Origin of the sequence: Pseudomonas sp. B14-6, assembly GCF_013260315.1 — a bacterium.
GTDB classification, from domain to species: domain Bacteria; phylum Pseudomonadota; class Gammaproteobacteria; order Pseudomonadales; family Pseudomonadaceae; genus Aquipseudomonas; species Aquipseudomonas mandelii.
Genome location: NZ_CP053929.1, coordinates 1341172 through 1359356, shown reverse-complemented (window position 1 = coordinate 1359356; position 18185 = coordinate 1341172). Strand labels below are relative to the sequence as shown.

The window sequence follows — 18185 nt, the reverse complement described above, 5'->3', positions numbered from 1 at the left end:
TCCTGATCCCCCTCAACTTTCCATATTGAGACAACCGCGTCCGGTTCTATTCGTCACGTGTCCAGTTGACGCTCAAGCCATACTTATCATCGCCGTACCGGTAATCAGAGTTCCCTTTGAACGCGGCTTCCAGTGCATGGCCCAGGCGATTCGCGAGATGGATGCCGGTCGTGGTCACGATTAGAGCAGCCGCTGAGTCGGTAAGGCCGATGATGCGCTCCAGGGCATGCTCGGCTTTTTCCTTTTTTTCGGTGTTTTTGATCAGGTTGATGATTTCATTTCGATGCTTGAGCAAGAAGCTGCCCGATAACGTGAGCGTCCCCGCTGGCATGTTGTCATCGATGCGTCGGCAGGCTGGGCACGTCACTGTTTGCGCATCATGAATGACCGTGTTTTCAGGGTGTTTCCAAGTCCAGTTCCCGGCTTGATAGACCGCGTCACACTGCGGGCAGATGGCTGAACCTTCAACCCGCTGCGAGCAATAGGGGTCATGAGTGGATGTTTTGAACAGCTTGCTTTTTTGACTCTGCTGAAACTTGTCCATGGCTTTTCTCCTCGCGCATCAAATGGGAAAAGATTTCACCTATAACCGTGAAACCGTGACTGAAAAACAGATCCCTTCTCCTTTCAGCCTGCTGAACACACACCTTCATTTGGACTCTGTTTCTTGCTGCGCGAATTGATCTTTGTCAATTCCGGGACGTGAACTGACAGTCGGTCATCCCGACGGTGCGCGCATTGTTTGGGCCGTCTGGGGCGCGGTGGCGTTGTGAGTTTGTTGATAAAAGTCAACGTCGCCCGGGCCAGTTCATAGAAGCTGCCAAAACGCACTTGTTGAAAAACTGGCCAGGAGAACACCCTGATGGCTCACACTAAAATCGTGTTTCGTGCTGCAGCCCGCGAGAAAATCCTGAGTGGCGCCACACAGTTGGCAGACGCCGTGCGAGTGACGTTGGGGCCAAAATCAAAATCGGTACTGATCCAGAGTAAATGGGGCAATCCAACGGTCTGCAATGATGGCGTCACGATCGCCAAACGCATTGACTTGCTCGACCCCGAGGAAAACCTGGGCGCGCAAATGCTGCGTCAGGCGGCCGAACGCACAGGCGATGCGGTAGGGGACGGAACCAGTACGTCAACGGTGCTGGCCCATGCAATCCTGGCCGATGGCATCCGTAACGTCGTCGCGGGCGCCAGTGCAATCGACCTCAAGCGCGGCCTGGATCGCGGGCTGTTGTTGGTCGTCGAATCCCTGGCCGCCCAGTCACGTCCGGTCAGCACCCCCAAGGAAAAGGCTCAGGTCGCCACGCTGTCGGCGCATAACGATGCCGTCATCGGTCAGCTGGTGGCAGACGCCCTGGAAAAGGTCGGCGTTGAAGGCGTCGTCAGTGTCGAGGAATCCAAGACCACCGAAACAGTGGTCGAAGTCATGGAAGGCATGCGGTTTGACCGGGGTTATGTCTCACCCTATTTCGTCACCGATGCCGAGAAGATGCAGGTCGAACTCGATGACGCCTACTTGCTGCTCTGCGACCATAAGATCGGTGCACTCAAAGACTTGCTGCCCTTGCTTGAGCTCGTGGCTAAAAGCGGGCAACCACTGGTTTTGATCGCGGACGATATCGAGGGTGAGGCGTTGACCACGCTAGTCGTCAACCAGATACGCGGTGTTCTGCGAGCGGTGGCGATCAAGGCTCCGGGCTTTGGTGATCGGCGCAAGGAAATGCTGCAGGACATGGCCGTTCTGACGGGGGCAACGGTGGTTTCCAGCGAACTGGGCGTCACTCTGGAACAGGTGGAACTGAACCAGTTGGGAAGTGCACATCGAGTCGTGGTGCAAAAAGACAGCACGGCGCTGATAGGGGGCGCCGGTACGCGCGAGGCCATCGAGGCGCGTTTGCAGCAGATCCGTGCGCAACTAGACAGTACCACCAGCGATTACGACCGTGAAAAGCTACAGGAACGACTGGCAAGGCTGTCTGGCGGAGTTGCGGTGATCCGGGTCGGGGCGCCTTCCGAAGCTGAAATGAAGGCGCGCAAGGATGCGCTGGATGATGCCATCTCAGCGACCCGGGCGGCGATCGCCGAAGGCATTGTGCCGGGGGGTGGTCTTGCGTTGCTCAAGGCCGTCCCGATTATCGCGGCCGAAGAGGCCCGATATGAGGGCGATGCCAGGACCGGCCTGCAGATTCTTCGCCGGGCGCTGGAAGCTCCGGCCAGACTCATCGCTGAAAATTCGGCGGTGGATGCCGGCGTCGTGGTTGCGCGCATGCTCGCCGAACCTGGGAACATTGGCTTCGATGCGTCTGCCAATTGCTATGTCGACATGTACGAAGCCGGCATCATTGACCCGACCAAGGTGGTGCGTATTGCCCTCGAAAATGCTGTTTCAGTCGCCAGTATCTTGCTGCTGACCGAGGCGACCATGACGGATATTCCGGAAAAGGAATCACCGGCCCAGGCTCCTTTCCCTGAATGAAACGCCCATCGTGGATAACGTCATGTATAGGAGGCCGCCTCAGACATCGCCAGGTGATTGAGAATCGGGTTTTCGCCGTGCAAGTAACTCAGTGCCTGGTGCATCAACTGGACAGCTTTTTCTTTTTTCTCGTATCGCTTGGCCGGATCGGCATGACGTAGCGCTGCACCCGCAAGGGAGAAGCTGCGCGTGGCGGCCCGCAAAGAAAGGAAAAACGCCAAGGGTTTGCAGTCCTCCTGCACATCACTGTGGTTGAGGTAACTGGACAACAGCCGAGCACCTAACCTGTTCAGGCCATGGTGTTGCAGGTCCATCAGCACAAAAGCCAGGTCGTAGAGCACATCGATGCAGGAAAGCCGCTCACTGAACTCGATGCCATCGAAGAGGGTGGGCTGACCGTCGAGCAGGCAGATATTGGCCAAGCGCATATCACCATGGCAACGGCGAACGCGGCCCTCACGGCGGCGATCTTCGAGGCACTCGGTCAACGACTCCAACAGGGTCCGGGAGGTATGAGCAATCGCGGTGACTGTCGCGAAATCGAGGATGGGTGGGTAGCGAGACATTTCCCGATGGTTTTTCTCGATTTCTTCATACAGGTCCGGGATGTGACCGTAAGAAGGAGTGATGGGTGCATTGGCATGAAAGCGGGCGATCTCAGCCCCCAACTGTTCCATCATCGGTTCAGTCAGACGTCCTTCAACGGCCATTCGGTCAAACAGCCGATCCTGAGCGAAGCGGCGCATCACCACGAGCCAGTCAACCGCTGGTCCGCAACCGTTGAGCGCCAACTGGCCATTCGCCTGGCGATTGATCGGACACAGGCTCAAATACAGCGTCGGCGCAGTCCGTCGATTGAGCAGTAACTCTGCCTCGCAGGCGTTTTTGCGGCTTTCCAGGCTGAGGAAATCCAGCTCGGCAAACGCCACGGCGCGTTTGAGTTTGTAGGCGCGGTTGGCATGCAGAAAAATCACCGAACCATGGGTCTCGATACGCTCCACGGGCTGGTTTGACGTGCCGTAGCTGGACGGCCTGGAGAGAAAGGCTATGACCTCGTCTTGCAGGGTGTGCATTCTCGCCTCCACGTCGTCTGCGGACTTTTCGGCAGTGTGGAGAAGGGAAGGCCCGCTCCGATTGATATTGATCAAGTACGGTGGAATGAAAGGCTGCTCCTCTTATAGGGGCTCACGCCGGTAGTTGATATTTATCAACGTCAGGCACTTTCCAGCGGAGCAACCTGAATCAGCGCTGGTGCTTGGTCCGGCGTGGACGCAACGGCTGAGCCCTACGAGGCCAACGGCAGGCGTTGAACCCTCTGCCTGGAGTCAGACCATGAGCCAGTATCAACAACTGTTACTCATCCTCCACCTGGCCCTGCGCCATTCTCCGGCAATCGACCATGCAGCAGCGCTCGCCAGGGCCAGCGGTGCACGTTTGCATATTGCGACGTTGATTCCTGCGTTGAAACTGTTGTCGCTGCTCGAAGAAGGCGACCGGGAAAAGGCTCGGGAGCGTTACCTGCAGGACCATCACGATTGGCTGGAGGACCAGTCCAAACTTCTGCGTGGCAGAGGGATCGAGGTGACCACCGAGGTGGCGTGGGCTGATGACATGGAGCAAGACATCCTGGATCACGTCAAGGAATTGCAGCCCGACCTGTTGATTAAGGAAATCCAGCAAGAATCAGCGCTCAAGCGCACGTTTTTCACCCCGCTGGACTGGCACTTGCTGCGCCACTGTCCGGTACCGATTTATCTGGTGGGCGAGGCTCACCATGTCCTGCCGCGCAAGATTGTGGCGGCGGTTGATGCTTCGGCGGGTGGGCCTGAGAACAGTGAGTTGAATGACCGCATTATCCACCAGGCTTCCAGCCTCGCCATACAGTGTGATGCCGAGTTGCACCTGCTGTATGCCTATGACATTACGGAAGACTACCTGGAGGAATTGGGCGGTGGCTTGAAACTGTCGGAGCTGACCAAGGGGCTGCGCAAAGAGCTGGAACAATCGTTTCTGAAACTCGCCGGTCGGTACGGTGTGCCTGCTAACCGTCGACATTTCATTCTGGGACATCCCGTTTCGGCGCTGAGCGAGTTCGCCAACAAGCACAACATAGATGTGATCGTGATGGGCAGAGTCCAGTACCACGGGGTGGAGAAACTGCTGGGCAGCACGACCGAACATATTCTGTATCAGGTGCCCTGCAGTGTCCTGGCGGTCTAGGGACGGACCGAAGACGACTCAAGGTGGCAATCATGCATCCAGCGATCATTAAGAAAACCCTGGCCAACTTGCCGTTAGCGCCGAATTGGCTCGATAGCGTGCAAGCTCGGGAGGCCTTTTCCTGGGAGGTGGAAGCCAATGCGCTGGCCGGTTTGCCGGGCGGCGGTTTGAACCTGGCGTATGAGGCCGTGGATCGGCATGCGCAAGGGGCGCGTCGACGTCATACGGCATTGCGCATTCTTGATCGCAACGGGGGGAGTTGCGACATCAGTTACGCCCAACTGAGCATCCTGACCAACCGGTTTGCCAATGTATTGAAAAAGCTGGGCGTGATGCCCGGTGATCGACTATTTGTACTCTGTGGCCGAGGGCTGGAACTGTATCTGGGGGTGCTCGGTGGCCTGAAACTCGGTTGCGTGGTGTCGCCATTGTTCTGTGCCTTCGGCCCGGAGCCCATCGAAACCCGTATGCGTCTTGGCGAAGGCAGTGTGTTGCTGACCAGCGAAACCCTCTACCGGCGCAAGGTCGCGGCCATACGCGAGCGTTTGCCGGCCCTCAAACATGTGCTGCTGTACGACGAAAACGGTGGCGATACGGCGCAGATCGAGGGGACGCTCAATCTGCATCAACTGCTGGCGCAGGCAGAGGAAGCCTTCACCGTTGCCAATACGACCGCCGACAGCCCGGCACTTTTACACTTCACCAGCGGCACGACAGGCACTCCAAAAGGCGTGTTGCATGCCCATGGCGCGGCGCTGACCCATCGCGTCACCGGGAAATACGCCCTGGACTTGCACCCCGAAGATGTCTATTGGTGCAGCGCCGATCCGGGTTGGGTGACCGGCACTTCCTACGGGATCTTTGCCCCGTTGTTGCTGGGCGTCACCAGTGTGGTCGAGGGCAATGAATTCGATGCCGAGCGTTGGTACCGGATACTTGAGAAGCAACAGGTGACGGTCTGGTATACCGCCCCGACAGCCATTCGCCTGCTGATGAAAGCGGGGGCGGAGTTGGCGCGCGGCCATCGTTTTCCGAGTCTGCGGTTTATTGCCAGTGTCGGCGAGCCGCTTAATCCCGAGGCTGTCTGGTGGGGCACAGAGGTGCTTGGGCTGCCGATCCACGACAATTGGTGGCAGACCGAAACCGGCGGCATCATGATTGCCAACACAGTTGCCATGCCCATCAAACCAGGCTCCATGGGTAAGCCGCTGCCGGGTGTCGAGGCGGCCATCGTCGTTCGAGCAGAAGAGGGCGGACTGGCGTTTCTGGGTGACAACGAGGTCGGTGACCTTGCCTTGAAACAGCCATGGCCTGCCATGTTCCGTACCTACCTGGGGCAGGAGGAGCGTTATCGTCACTGCTTTGTCGGTGAGTGGTACCTGAGCGGCGATCTCGTGCGTCGCGATGCCGATGGTTACTACTGGTTCATTGGTCGCAGCGACGATGTCATCAAGTCGGCGGGTCACCTGATCGGTCCGTTCGAAGTTGAAAGCTCCCTCATGGAACACCCGGCCGTAGCCGAGGCCGCGGTGATCGGCAAGCCCGACCCGCTGTTGGGTGAAACCGTGAAAGCCTTTGTTTCACTCAAGCGTGGTTTCACTGCCAGCCAGGCCCTGCACGACGAGTTGCTCGGTCATGGACGCAAGCGCCTCGGGGCGGTCGTTGCGCCCAAGGAACTGGAATTTGTGGAAGTGCTTCCGCACACCCGTAGCGGAAAACTCATGCGGCGTCTGCTCAAGGCCCGGGAACTGGGTTTGCCTGAAGGCGACACTTCCAGCATGGAGAGTCCGCCATGAGCCTCCCACCGCGGTCCCAGGACATTGCTCTCGAGCTGCTGCGGGACATGGTGCGTATCCGTCGTCTTGAGGAGCGCGCTGGCGAGTTGTACGGGGAGGGCAAGATTCGTGGCTTTCTGCACCTGTACATCGGTGAAGAAGCGGTCGCCGTCGGCGTTCTGCATGCACTGGCAGCCGACGATGCGGTGGTCGCGACGTATCGCGAACATGGCCACGCCCTGATCAAGGGCGTCTCCATGAAAGCAATCATGGCCGAAATGTATGGGCACCAGGAAGGATGTTCGCGAGGGCGCGGCGGCTCAATGCACCTGTTTGATGCCACGACACGATTCTTCGGCGGCAATGCCATTGTCGCGGGTGGCTTGCCACTGACGGTGGGTCTGGCACTCGCTGAACGTATGCAAGGTGGATCGCGTCTTTCAGCCTGTTTTTTTGGTGAAGGCGCGATGGCGGAAGGGGCTTTCCATGAGTCCATCAACCTGGCCGCATTGTGGCAACTGCCGATGCTGTTTTGCTGTGAAAACAACCTCTATGCGATGGGGACGGCCCTGGACCGTTCGCAGTCGCAAACGGACCTGTGTGCGAAAGCCTCAGCCTACAAAGTCGATACCCGGTCCGTCGATGGCATGGACGTGATCGCGGTGTATGAAGCCGCTCGTGATGCGGTTGAACACATCCGTGCGGGGCGTGGGCCTTTTTTTCTGGAGTTCCGCACCTATCGGTTTCGTGCCCATTCGATGTTCGACCCACAGCTGTATCGTGACAAGGACGAGGTGGAGCAATGGAAGACCCATGGGCCGATCCATACGTACAGTGCACAGCTTAAGGCCGAGGGCCTTTTGGACGAACCCGGATTTCTGGCGATCCTCGCCCAGGTGGACGCTGAAGTGGAAGCCGCCGTTACTTATGCCGAAAGCGGTAGCCTGGAGCCGCTCGAGGATTTGTCTCGCGATGTCTACACCCCAAGGGCGGCGCCATGAGCATTCGTGTGAGCTATCGCGAGGCGCTGCGCGAGGCAATACGTGAGGCGCTGCAGCGGGACCCACGGGTATTTCTGATGGGCGAAGACGTCGGTCGCTACGGTGGCAGTTATGCCGTGTCCCTGGGGTTGCTTGAGGCGTTTGGCCCCGAGCGCATTCGAGACGCGCCATTGTCCGAGCTGGGTTTCGTGGGAGCCGGAATAGGGGCGGCTTTGGGGGGCATGCGGCCGATTGTCGAAATCATGACCGTGAACTTCAGTCTGCTCGCACTCGATCCGTTGATGAATACGGCTGCTGCCTTGAGGCACATGTCCGGTGGACAGTTCTCCGTGCCCCTGGTTGTGCGCATGGCGACAGGCGCCGGACGCCAGCTTGCGGCGCAACACTCGCACAGCCTGGAGGGCTGGTACGCCCATATTCCCGGGCTGAAAATCCTGGCGCCGGCGACCATCGAAGATGCACGCGGCATGCTCTGGCCAGCGCTGCTGGATCCGGACCCGGTGCTGATATTCGAACACGCCCAGCTCTACAACCTGGAGGGTGATGCGGGCGAGTGGGAGACGGTGGACATCAGCTCCGCCAAGGTCCGCCGAACCGGCAAGGACCTGACCCTGATCACTTACGGCGGCACACTCGGCAAGACCTTGGAGGCTGCGCAGGTACTGGCCGGGGAGGGTATTGATTGCGAAGTCATCGACCTGCGTGTCCTGCGCCCTCTGGATGACAAGACTTTGATGGCTTCTGTCTGCAAAACCCGTCGGGCCCTGGTGGTCGACGAGGGATGGCGCAGCGGCAGTCTATCCGCCGAGATCATTACGCGGATCATAGAACAAGGCTTTTTCGAGCTGGATGCACCGCCGGCACGGGTGTGCAGCGCCGAGGTGCCGATACCTTATCCCCGGCATCTGGAAGAGGCGGCCCTGCCACAAGTGTCGACGATCGTCGCGGCCGCTCATGAGCTGTGCCGGGGGACATCAGGGTGAGCGCGATGACGTGGTGTCTTCGAGTATCAGGCCAGGAAGGTAAACGATGATCGAATTCAAATTGCCCTCTCTGGGGGCTGATATGGATGAAGGCACGTTGCTGGAGTGGAAAGTCCACCCGGGCGATGCGGTCAAGCCGGGCCAGGTGATTGCCGTCGTCGATACCGCCAAGGCCGCCATCGATGTCGAGTGCTGGCATGAGGGCACGGTGTCGCAACTGCTGATCGATATCGGCGCCAAAGTCCCGGTCGGTACCACCATCGCCCGGTTGTTGGAACCGGGCGAAGATCCGCACAGTGCGCGACGAACAACGACGGCGGCGCCGCTGCTGATCGAAGAGCAGGCATCGTCCGGCAGACGCCCGCGGATATCTCCCGCGGCGCGCAAGCGTGCTGCCGAGCTAGGCGTCAGCACCGCTGATGTAAAAGGCCATGGTCCACAGGGAGTCGTTACCCTGGAGGACATCGAGGCAGCCGCTCATGTGGCGCACCCGCCGGCCCCCGACCAGGCCATGCGGCACGCCATTGCGGCGGCCATGACTCGTTCAAAAAGCGAGATTCCCCATTACTACCTCAGCGAAACCATCGCCTTGGATAAATCCATGGCCTGGCTGCAGGCACACAATGCGCAAAGCACACTTCAAGAGCGCCTGCTGCCCAGCGTCTTGCTGCTCAAAGCAGTGGCGCTGGCCTTGCGCGACTATCCGCAGCTCAATGGTTTCTGGCTGGATAACGCCTTCAAGCCCGCACTCGATACCGACCTTGGGGTGGCAATCACCTTGCGCCAGGGTGGCCTGGTCGCCCCGGTGCTGCATCATGTGGCGGACACATCCTTGACTCATTTGATGAGTGAACTGGCCAGCCTGGTCGAGCGCGCCCGCAGCGGATCCCTGCGCAGCTCCGAGCTGGGAGGCGCCGGCATGACGGTCACTCAACTCGGCGATCAGGGCGTGGACAGCGTATTGGGGGTGATCTATCCGCCCCAGGTTGCCTTGGTCGGTTTCGGTCGTATCAGTGAGCGGCCCTGGGTGAAAGAGGGCCAGCTGTGTGTCATGCCCACTGTCATTAGCAGTTTGTCCGCCGATCATCGAGTCAGCGACGGTCACTACGGCGCACGTTTTCTGGGCGAAGTTCGTCGTTTGCTGCAGACGCCAGAGGCGCTTTGAGGAGAGGGCATATGAACCCGCAAATGATCCGCGATGAAGTATTGAAAGCCTTGAAAGGCATTGCCCCGGAACTTGAAATCGAGCAGTTGCGATCTGATCGGTCACTGCGCGAAGAGGTTGATCTGGATTCCATGGATTGGCTTCGTGTCATCGAGGCTCTGAATCGGAGCCTGGGAATAGCAATTCCTGAAAGCGATTACCAACACGTGGACACCCTGGACAAGCTCATCGCCTATCTGGGGCAAAAGGCGAAATCCGGCGAAGCCGAGCCTTCGATCCGCAAGGGGTGAAGGTACTGGGCAGTAGTGCCGTCACGCATTGTTTGCCACTCAAACGGTGAGCCGATCGAATCGTCGGTTGCCACCGGTTCCGCCCTGATCTGATTTAAATCAGCAGCAGGTCTGCGTGAGTGGACGACTTTATGAAATGACCTACCTTGAGGTATGCACTCATGAACATCGACAAGGCAATCTCCGGCCGGCGCTCCACGCGTGAATACACGACAGAAGCCGTTGATGAAAATGTCATTCGTCGTTTGATCAATGCCGCTGCCCAAGCGCCCAGCGCGGTCAACCAACAACCGTGGACGTTCACGGTGATCCGAGACCAAGCAGTGCTGGATCGGATCTCGCGAGAAGCAAAGGCCTACATGCTCAAGACGATGCCCGCTGGCCCCCATTCCGCGCACTTCCATTCGCTACTCAATGACGAAAACTTTCACATCTTCTACCACGCGCCAGTACTCATCCTTATTTCGGGGAACGCGCCAGGTCAGTGGATCGTCGAAGACTGCGCATTGGCCGCCGAAAACCTGATGCTCGCCGCGTACGCTGACGGGCTGGGTACCTGCTGGATCGGTTTCGCCCAACGTTTTCTTGATACGCCGCAGGGGAAGCATGCACTGGGCCTTCCTGCCGAGTGGACGCCAGTGGCGCCCATTATCGTTGGCCATCCGAAATCGGCGCCTGCACCGGTCTCGCACAAGGCGCCGGAGATTCGCTGGGTCGGCTGATCGCAAAACACGCACAGCATGTGCCTCACCGGCATTTAGCGCTGAACTCGGCTACCGTGGCGAGCTTGCATATTGCCGCTTTCGTAAAATCGTCACTGCTTGAGGAATCGCGCGGGAAAAAGCCCGACCTGTTAGTCAAGGACGTGCAATACGAATCAACGCTCAAACGCGCGTTCTTCATTTCACTGGACGGGCACTGCCATGAAGCTCACCGCCGTACCGCCTCAGGAACCGTTACCAGACTGGCTATCGGCCTCGCTCAAGGACAGGCGGGTGATTGGCAATGATCAAATTGCCGAAGTTTTTTTCGAAATCGCTGATCTGCTGGAAATCGATGACGCCAACCCCTTTCGGATCCGGGCCTACCGTAATGCGGCGCGTACCTTGAGGGCGTTGACCTTTGAGCTGGCAGAGATCATCGCGCGTGGCGAACCACTGCCCAAACTGACCGGTATTGGAGTTGATCTGGCAGGCAAGATCAACGAAATCGTTACCTGCGGAAATTGCGCTTTGCGCCAGCGGTTGCGTTCGACATTGCCGCCCGGATTGGTTGAACTGTTGTCCATCGCCGGATTGGGCCCCAAACGCGTCAGGCACCTGTATCACGATCTGGGGATCGAAACCGCGCAGCAGTTATGCGAGGCTGCTCGACAGGGGCGCATTCGCCATCTGCCCGGTTTCGGCGAAAAGATGGAAACGCGGCTGTTGAGCGCCGCGCAGAAGGGGATTGGAAGCGATCGCCGTTTGCCGCTGGCGTTTGTCGAGCCCGTGGCGCACCGTCTGATCGAATACTTGCAGCAGCTTGCGGGTATCGAGGAAGCGACGGTGGCCGGAAGCCTGCGTCGCATGCGCGACACTGTCGGTGATATCGACCTCCTCGTGGCCGCAGCGCCTTCTGTGAATGTCACGGCACACTTGCTCAAGCACCCGGAGATTTCCACCGTGTTGGTTAAAGGGCGCACGCGTGCCAGCGTCGTGCTGGGCTCAGGCCTGCAAGTGGATATGCGCATTGTAAAGCCGGCGCAATTTGGCGCCGCTCTGGTGTATTTCACTGGCAGCAAGGCGCATAACATCGCGATTCGCCAGAGGGCCCGGAAGCTGGGGCTCAAACTCAACGAATATGGGGTGTTCAAGGCCGAAGAATGCGTGGCCCGTGCCACCGAGGTGGCGGTTTATCAGGCCTTGGGATTGGTATGGATCACGCCGGAACTGCGCGAAGATCGCGGTGAAGTCGAGGCGGCACTGACAGGTCGTTTACCGAGGCTGATTGAGTTGAGCGACCTCAAAGGTGACTTGCATGCTCATACCCGTGACTCGGATGGAGGCAATAGCCTGGAAGAGATGGCATTTGCGGCGCAGCACGCCGGACTGGAATACCTGGCGATTACCGACCACTCCCGGTCCCTCAGGGTGGCCCATGGCCTGGACACTGATCGATTGTTGAAGCAAATCGACCAGATCGATGCGCTCAACGCCCGCTTGCAAGGCATGACCTTGCTCAAGGGCGTTGAGGTCGACATTCTCGAAGACGGTCGCCTGGATCTGCCAGATGACATTCTGGGGCGCCTGGACCTGGTGGTGGGCGCCGTCCACAGTCATTTCGGCTTGACCCTGCATCAACAAACCCAACGCCTGCTCAGGGCCATGGATCATCGCTACTTCAGCGTACTGGCACATCCCCTATGTCGGTTGATCAATGAACGCGCGCCCCTGAGCATGGACCTGCCTGCAATCATCAAGGCAGCCTCTGAGCGTGGTTGCTGCCTGGAACTCAACTCGCAGCCCCAGCGCATGGATCTGTTTGACCTTCAGTGCCAATACGCCAAGGATCAAGGCGTGCTCATCAGCATCAATTCGGACGCCCATCGCGCCGCGGATTTTTCCTATTTGCGCTACGGCGTCGCTCAGGCGCGTCGAGCCTGGCTGGAAAAACACGATGTGCTCAATACCCGTTCGCTGACCTCACTCAAGGAGTTTTTACGCGATGGCGGTGGCGGTCGCCCTCAAAGCGCACAAAACTGATGTCAGGCCGTTGAGCGCCTTGTTGTCCGGGGCAGCCTCACGATCGGCACCTCATTTGAGCTCAACGATCACCGTCGGCGGGTTGACCGACGTGCCGACGCTTTACAGCACTTCTCGGCGAGCCATCGAATACCTTCAGGGGATGAGGCGCGGGGCGGATCGAACTTGCTGATTGGCTGGCTCTGTCAGGCGCAGGGCATCGAGCGCCGTGACCCATTCTTCGTTGGTGGCCTCGACCACCACTTTGACTCGGCTGGCCGGGGTCGAGATCACTGAGGCATTGGCCTGGTTCGCCGTTTCGTTCAGTTCGACACCCAGATACTGCAGGCCAGCGCACATACGAGAGCGAATCGCCGCGTTGTGTTCGCCAATACCTGCCGTGAACACCAGCATGTCCAGACCACCCAGTGCCGCGACAAGGGCACCGGCTTCGTGGATGAACCGGCGTAGGTACAACGCAAGGGCCATGGCCGCGCGAGGCTCAGTGGCTTCGACTTTGAGCAATTCGCGCGGGTCGCTGGAAATGCCGGAAACTCCCAGCAGGCCAGACTCGTGATACAGAATATGGCTGACCCGCTCCAGGCTCAGCTTCCAGATTTCCATCAGGAAAATCACCGCGCCAGGGTCCAGCGCCCCGCAGCGGGAGCCCATCATCAAACCGTCCAGCGCTGAGAAACCCATGGTGGTGGCGACGCTTTTCAAGTCCCGCATACCGCACAGGCTGGCACCGCTGCCCAGGTGCGCGACCAGCGTCCGGCCGCGCGCCTGATCGCCATAGCGTTCGGCCAGCGCAATGGAATGATAGCAATAGGAAAGTCCGTGAAACCCGTAACGGCGCAAGCCGCTTTCCCAGGCCGACCAAGGCAGCGGCAGGATTTTCTCCACGTCTGGCAGGGTCTGGTGGAAGGCGGTATCGAAACACACCACTTGTGGCAGGTCGGGGTGGGTTTGCAGCAGCGTTTCGATGGCCTCCAGTGCGAAGGGCTGATGCAACGGGGCTAGCGGGATGTAGCTTTTAAGGTCGGCCAGCACCTGCGTGTCGATCAATACCGGTTTGGAGTATTTAATCCCTCCATGCACGACGCGGTGGGCGATGGCCCTCATCGAACGGCCTACCAGTTGAGTTCGCAACCGCTCACGAATATACCCAAGGGCATCGTGATAAGGATGTTTTGCATGGAGGGTCAGTGGCTGATCGTCGCCGCCGTTTTCGCTGACCACCGAGTTTGGCCCCGTGATGCCGTCGACCTTTGCGCGCCACAGTGGTGTGCGAGCCAAAGGGCTGCAGGTGGCGTCGAACAGGGCGAACTTGATGCTCGACGACCCCGCATTGAGGACCAGGATCACTTCACCGTTATCCGTGTCGTTCATGGCGGGGTGACCCGATAGTGATGGGCGACCAGCGCGGCGATGGCGCAGGACGCGATGCGCGATTCAACGGAGTCGGCGCGGCTGGTCAGGACAATCGGCACTTTGGCGCCAAGCACGATACCCGCGCTGGAGGCACCGCCCAGGTATTCCAGTTGCTTGACGAGCATATTGCCGCTTTCCAGATCAGGCACGACGAGAATGTCGGCTTTACCGGAAACAGCTGAGTGAATGCCCTTGATACGCGCCGCCGCCAGGGAGATGGCGTTGTCGAACGCCAGCGGCCCGTCAAGGACCGCGCCAGTGATCTGGCCGCGATCAGCCATTTTGCACAGCGCTGCGGCATCAAGGGTGGCGGGCATGTTGGCATTCACCGTTTCCACGGCAGCGAGAATCGCCACGTGGGGATTACTGACGCCGAGGATATGTGCCAGATCGATGGCGTTACGCACGATGTCCACTTTGTCGACCAACGCCGGCGCGATATTGATCGCTGCATCGGTGATGATGAAGGGGCGCGGATAAAAAGGCGTCTGCATCACGAAGCAGTGGGTGATGCGCCGCTTGGTACGCAGTAGCGCCGACGACGGCACCACGGCGGACATCAATTCGTCGGTGTGAAGGCTACCTTTCATCAACGCTTCGACTAGACCATCACGGGCCATTTGCGCACCGCGCAGGGCGGCAGCATGGCTGTGGGGCACGTATTCAATGGTGAGACCGCAAAGGTCGTGGCCGCCCTTGGCCGCCAACGCTTCGAGTCTGGCTCTTGGGCCAATCAGGATCGGGTCGATCAACCCTGCATCGCGGGCATCAAGGGCCGCCTCGAAACTCACCTCGTCGCAAGGATGTACCACCGCAACGCGGATCGGTTCCAGCGTCTGGCAGGCTTGCAACAAACGATTCAGACCGTCGGCGCTGTGGCGCAGTTCTATGCCCGGCAGGCTGGCTCGATGCACATCGATATGCTCGCCGGCCGCGTGGACCAGGGATTCACCTTCCAGCACGACCACGCCTTCCTGATTGATGCCGGTACAGGCCAGCGTGAGCAGATACCGCGCTACGTCGCGAGCAGTAACCGTCACCGAGACCGTCAGTGTGTCACCGATGCGTACCGGGGCAAGGAACTTGAGGGTTTGCCCCAAGGGCACCGAACCGGGCCCTGGCAACTGCGTACCAATCAACGCCGAAATCAACGCTCCCCCCCACATGCCATGGGCGAAAACAGTGTTGAAGTGGGTGGTGGCAGCAAATTCCGGATCGACGTACAGCGGGTTCACATCGCCCGAGACCAGTGCGAACAGCTGAATGTCTGGAGCTGTCAGGGTGCGCTCCAGAGAGGCGGACTCGCCGATGACGATTTCCTCGAACGATCGATTATGCAGTCGCTCCAGATCGTCGGCGTTTACAGGAACAGAACGGGTCATGGGTTTGATCCTGAATAGGATGGCGGACGGCTCGGCTACATCATTCAACGCTCAATCGGCGCAGGTGACCAGAGCTGGCAGCCATTGCAGACGGTGAGGTCTTGGTAGCGGCGGTACTTCTCGTCCAGCTACGCCCTCTGCATACATCAAAAAGCGGGCTGATACTCCCGGCTATTACTGCTCAAAGGGCGCTCATTGATCTAAATCAACACACGCAGGCGGCATCAAGCCATAAAGCTCTATATCAAATAGAAGCGGCCGACACAGTCTCCCCCATCAAAAGGAGAAATATCGTGATGCATTCACATATCCGCTGGTTCAAAGAGCTGGGTATCAACGATGTATCGCTGGTCGGTGGCAAGAACGCCTCGCTGGGTGAGATGTACCAGAACCTCACGACTGAGGGTGTATGCATCCCCAACGGTTTTGCCATCACCGTTGAGGCGTATCGTTATGTGCTTGATCACAATAGCGCCTGGCAGCCTCTGCATGCGGCACTTGACGGACTCGACCCCGACAACATCAAGGATTTGCAGGCGCGGGGGCAAAGGCGAGGGCGATCGTATATGGCTGTTCATTGCCGGAAGATCTAAAGACGGCGATTTTGCAAAGTTATGCCCAACTCAAACAGGAATACGGCGAAAACATCTCATTGGCGGTGCGGTCCTCGGCGACCGCCGAGGATTCGCCGCAGGCCTCATTTGCCGGGCAGAACGACACCTATCTCAACATCGTCACTGACGATGATCTGCTCGATGCCTACAAACGTTGCCTGGCGTCCAACTTTACCGACCGCTCCATCCACTACAAATACGACAATGGCTTTGATTACTACAAGGTCTATCTCGCCGTCGTGGTCATGAAGATGGTGCGTAGCGATATAGGGGCCAGTGGCGTGATGTTTTCGCTGGACACGGAAACAGGCTTCAGGGATGTCGTCTTCATAAATGCCGCGTTGGGGCTCGGCGAGAATGTCGTGCAGGGCACGATAGACCCCGACAGTTTCTATGTGCACAAACCCAGCTTTCTGCAGGGTTATCGTGCTGTCTTGAAGCGCAGCCTGGGTAGCAAAGCAAAGAAGATGATTTTTGCCGGCGAGCTCAATACCGGCACTATCGCGGTGGAATACACCAAGAATATTGATACGCCCGGCGAAGAACGAACCCGCTTCTGCATCTCTGATGCGGATGTGATGGTGCTGGCCGACTATGCCATCAAGGTTGAAAACCACTATTCGGGCAAAGCCGGTTTTTACAAACCCATGGATATGGAATGGGCCAAAGACGGCATAGATGGCCGGTTATATATAGTGCAGGCGCGACCGGAAACGGTGGAGTCGCAAAAGAAAGGCAGCGTGCTTGAGATTTACCATCTCAAGCAAAGATCGACAGTGCTGCTTAAGGGCAGGGCGGTCGGCACCAGAATTGGCGCCGGCAAGGCGCGTGTCATCAACGATGCCAAGCATCTGAGTGATTTCCAACCAGGCGAGGTGCTGGTCTCAGATACCACGGCACCCGACTGGGAACCTGTCATGAAGACCGCCGCGGCTATCGTGACTAGCAGGGGCGGACGTACTTGTCACGCCGCCATCGTCTCGCGTGAGCTGGGCATTCCCGCCATCGTGGGAACCGCAAACGCGGCAGACAAAATAGAAACCGGCACACCGATCACCATTAGCTGCGCCGAAGGCGAAACCGGAAATGTCTATGAAGGCATTCTGGGTTTTGACATTCAGCACACCGATCTCAGCGAGCTGGGACATCCAAAAACAAAGATTATGATGAACCTGGGCAATCCTGATCAGGCCTTTAGTCTTGCCTCGCTACCGGTGGATGGCATTGGTCTGGCGCGTATGGAATTCATTATTAATGAATACATCAAGGTGCATCCGATGGCGCTCGTACACCCGGAAAAGGTGGATGACGCAACACGTGAAAAAATCGCGGCCTTGAGCATTGCTTACAATGATCCTGCAGATTTTTTCGTCAAGACCTTGGCCGAAGGCGTGGCCACAATTGCGGCGGCGGTGTATCCAAAACCCTGCGTAGTGCGCATGAGCGACTTCAAAAGCAACGAATACGCGACCCTGCTGGGCGGTCAGTATTTCGAGCCGGAAGAAGACAACCCAATGATCGGTTTTCGTGGGGCGTCCCGTTATACCCATAGTGCCTATGCCGAAGGTTTTGCGCTGGAATGCGCGGCAATGAAGCGGGTGCGCGACGAGATAGGCCTGACTAACGTCAAGTTGATGATCCCTTTTTGCCGCAGAGTGGAGGAGGGCGAAAAGGTATTGGCAGCGATGGCCAGCCATGGCCTCAAGCGCGGAGAAAACGGACTGGAGGTCTACGTCATGTGCGAGATCCCCAACAACGTCATCCTGATCGACGCCTTCGCCAAACTGTTCGACGGATTCTCCATCGGCTCCAATGACTTGACCCAGCTGACGCTCGGCGTGGATCGCGATTCGGAAATCGTCGCATTCGATTTCGATGAACGCGATCCGGGGGTTAAACAGATGATTCGCCTGGCGGTGGAGGGAGCAAAACGTAACGGCCGCCACTCCGGTATTTGCGGACAGGCGCCGTCTGACTATCCTGAGATGGCTGAATTTCTGGTGGAAATTGGCATCGACTCGATAAGCCTCAATCCGGATGCAGTGCTCGCCACGACTCGGCATGTTCTGGCGGTGGAAAAGCGCCTGTCACTTAATCGCACACCGTAAAACCGTTGCCT

General features: G+C 58.4%; 13 protein-coding genes and 1 pseudogene. 10 read left to right on the top strand and 4 right to left on the bottom strand.

What is annotated here, in order from left to right:
- Nucleotides 1-46: 46 nt before the first annotated feature.
- Complete coding sequence (locus tag HP062_RS06135) at nt 47-544, bottom strand: BCAM0308 family protein (RefSeq protein WP_010460640.1); 498 nt, start codon at nt 542-544, stop codon at nt 47-49.
- Between the two features lie 318 nt (nt 545-862).
- On the opposite strand from HP062_RS06135, the gene groL reads away from it, so the two are divergent.
- Nucleotides 863-2479 carry a chaperonin GroEL gene (gene groL, locus HP062_RS06130; RefSeq protein ID WP_172791076.1) on the top strand — a complete coding sequence of 539 codons (1617 nt, stop codon included), beginning with the start codon at nt 863-865 and terminating at the stop codon, nt 2477-2479.
- A 20-nt stretch (nt 2480-2499) separates the two neighbouring features.
- Here the strand turns inward: groL and HP062_RS06125 are convergent, their stop codons facing one another.
- The gene (locus tag HP062_RS06125; protein WP_172791075.1) at nt 2500-3552 is read right to left on the bottom strand and encodes a phosphotransferase; all 1053 of its coding nucleotides are present in this window, start codon (nt 3550-3552) and stop codon (nt 2500-2502) included.
- A gap of 259 nt (nt 3553-3811) precedes the next feature.
- Here HP062_RS06125 and HP062_RS06120 point away from each other — a divergent pair, with 259 nt between their 5' ends.
- The 8 genes from HP062_RS06120 (at nt 3812) to polX (ending at nt 12657) form a co-directional block, all read left to right on the top strand.
- Nucleotides 3812-4699 carry a universal stress protein gene (locus tag HP062_RS06120; protein WP_172791074.1) on the top strand — a complete coding sequence of 296 codons (888 nt, stop codon included), beginning with the start codon at nt 3812-3814 and terminating at the stop codon, nt 4697-4699.
- 32 nt (nt 4700-4731) lie between these two features.
- Nucleotides 4732-6495, top strand: a complete 1764-nt coding sequence (gene acsA, locus HP062_RS06115) for an acetate--CoA ligase (protein WP_172791073.1) — start codon at nt 4732-4734, stop codon at nt 6493-6495.
- Nucleotides 6492-7475, top strand: a complete 984-nt coding sequence (pdhA, locus tag HP062_RS06110; protein WP_172791072.1) for a pyruvate dehydrogenase (acetyl-transferring) E1 component subunit alpha — start codon at nt 6492-6494, stop codon at nt 7473-7475. Before acsA ends, pdhA begins: the two co-directional genes overlap by 4 nt.
- Nucleotides 7472-8458: an alpha-ketoacid dehydrogenase subunit beta gene (locus tag HP062_RS06105; protein WP_172791071.1), complete on the top strand. Its 987-nt coding sequence runs from the start codon at nt 7472-7474 to the stop codon at nt 8456-8458. Before pdhA ends, HP062_RS06105 begins: the two co-directional genes overlap by 4 nt.
- 46 nt (nt 8459-8504) lie before the next feature.
- Nucleotides 8505-9623, top strand: a complete 1119-nt coding sequence (locus HP062_RS06100) for a dihydrolipoamide acetyltransferase family protein (protein WP_172791070.1) — start codon at nt 8505-8507, stop codon at nt 9621-9623.
- Nucleotides 9624-9634: 11 nt separating this feature from the next.
- Nucleotides 9635-9913, top strand: coding sequence for an acyl carrier protein (locus HP062_RS06095; protein WP_010460623.1), 279 nt, complete (start codon nt 9635-9637; stop codon nt 9911-9913).
- A gap of 161 nt (nt 9914-10074) precedes the next feature.
- Nucleotides 10075-10635, top strand: coding sequence for a nitroreductase (locus tag HP062_RS06090; RefSeq protein WP_083376660.1), 561 nt, complete (start codon nt 10075-10077; stop codon nt 10633-10635).
- Nucleotides 10636-10836: 201 nt separating this feature from the next.
- Complete coding sequence (gene polX / locus HP062_RS06085; RefSeq protein WP_172791069.1) at nt 10837-12657, top strand: DNA polymerase/3'-5' exonuclease PolX; 1821 nt, start codon at nt 10837-10839, stop codon at nt 12655-12657.
- Nucleotides 12658-12792: 135 nt separating this feature from the next.
- Here polX and HP062_RS06080 read toward each other — a convergent pair whose 3' ends face one another.
- The gene (locus HP062_RS06080; RefSeq protein ID WP_172791068.1) at nt 12793-14028 is read right to left on the bottom strand and encodes an acetate/propionate family kinase; all 1236 of its coding nucleotides are present in this window, start codon (nt 14026-14028) and stop codon (nt 12793-12795) included.
- A complete protein-coding gene (locus HP062_RS06075) occupies nt 14025-15452 on the bottom strand; it encodes a bifunctional enoyl-CoA hydratase/phosphate acetyltransferase (RefSeq protein ID WP_172791067.1) in 1428 nt (475 codons plus the stop codon). Before HP062_RS06075 ends, HP062_RS06080 begins: the two co-directional genes overlap by 4 nt.
- Nucleotides 15453-15748: 296 nt before the next feature.
- Here HP062_RS06075 and ppsA point away from each other — a divergent pair.
- Nucleotides 15749-18174, top strand: a pseudogene (ppsA, locus tag HP062_RS06070) (phosphoenolpyruvate synthase).
- The last annotated feature ends 11 nt before the right edge of the window (nt 18175-18185 follow it).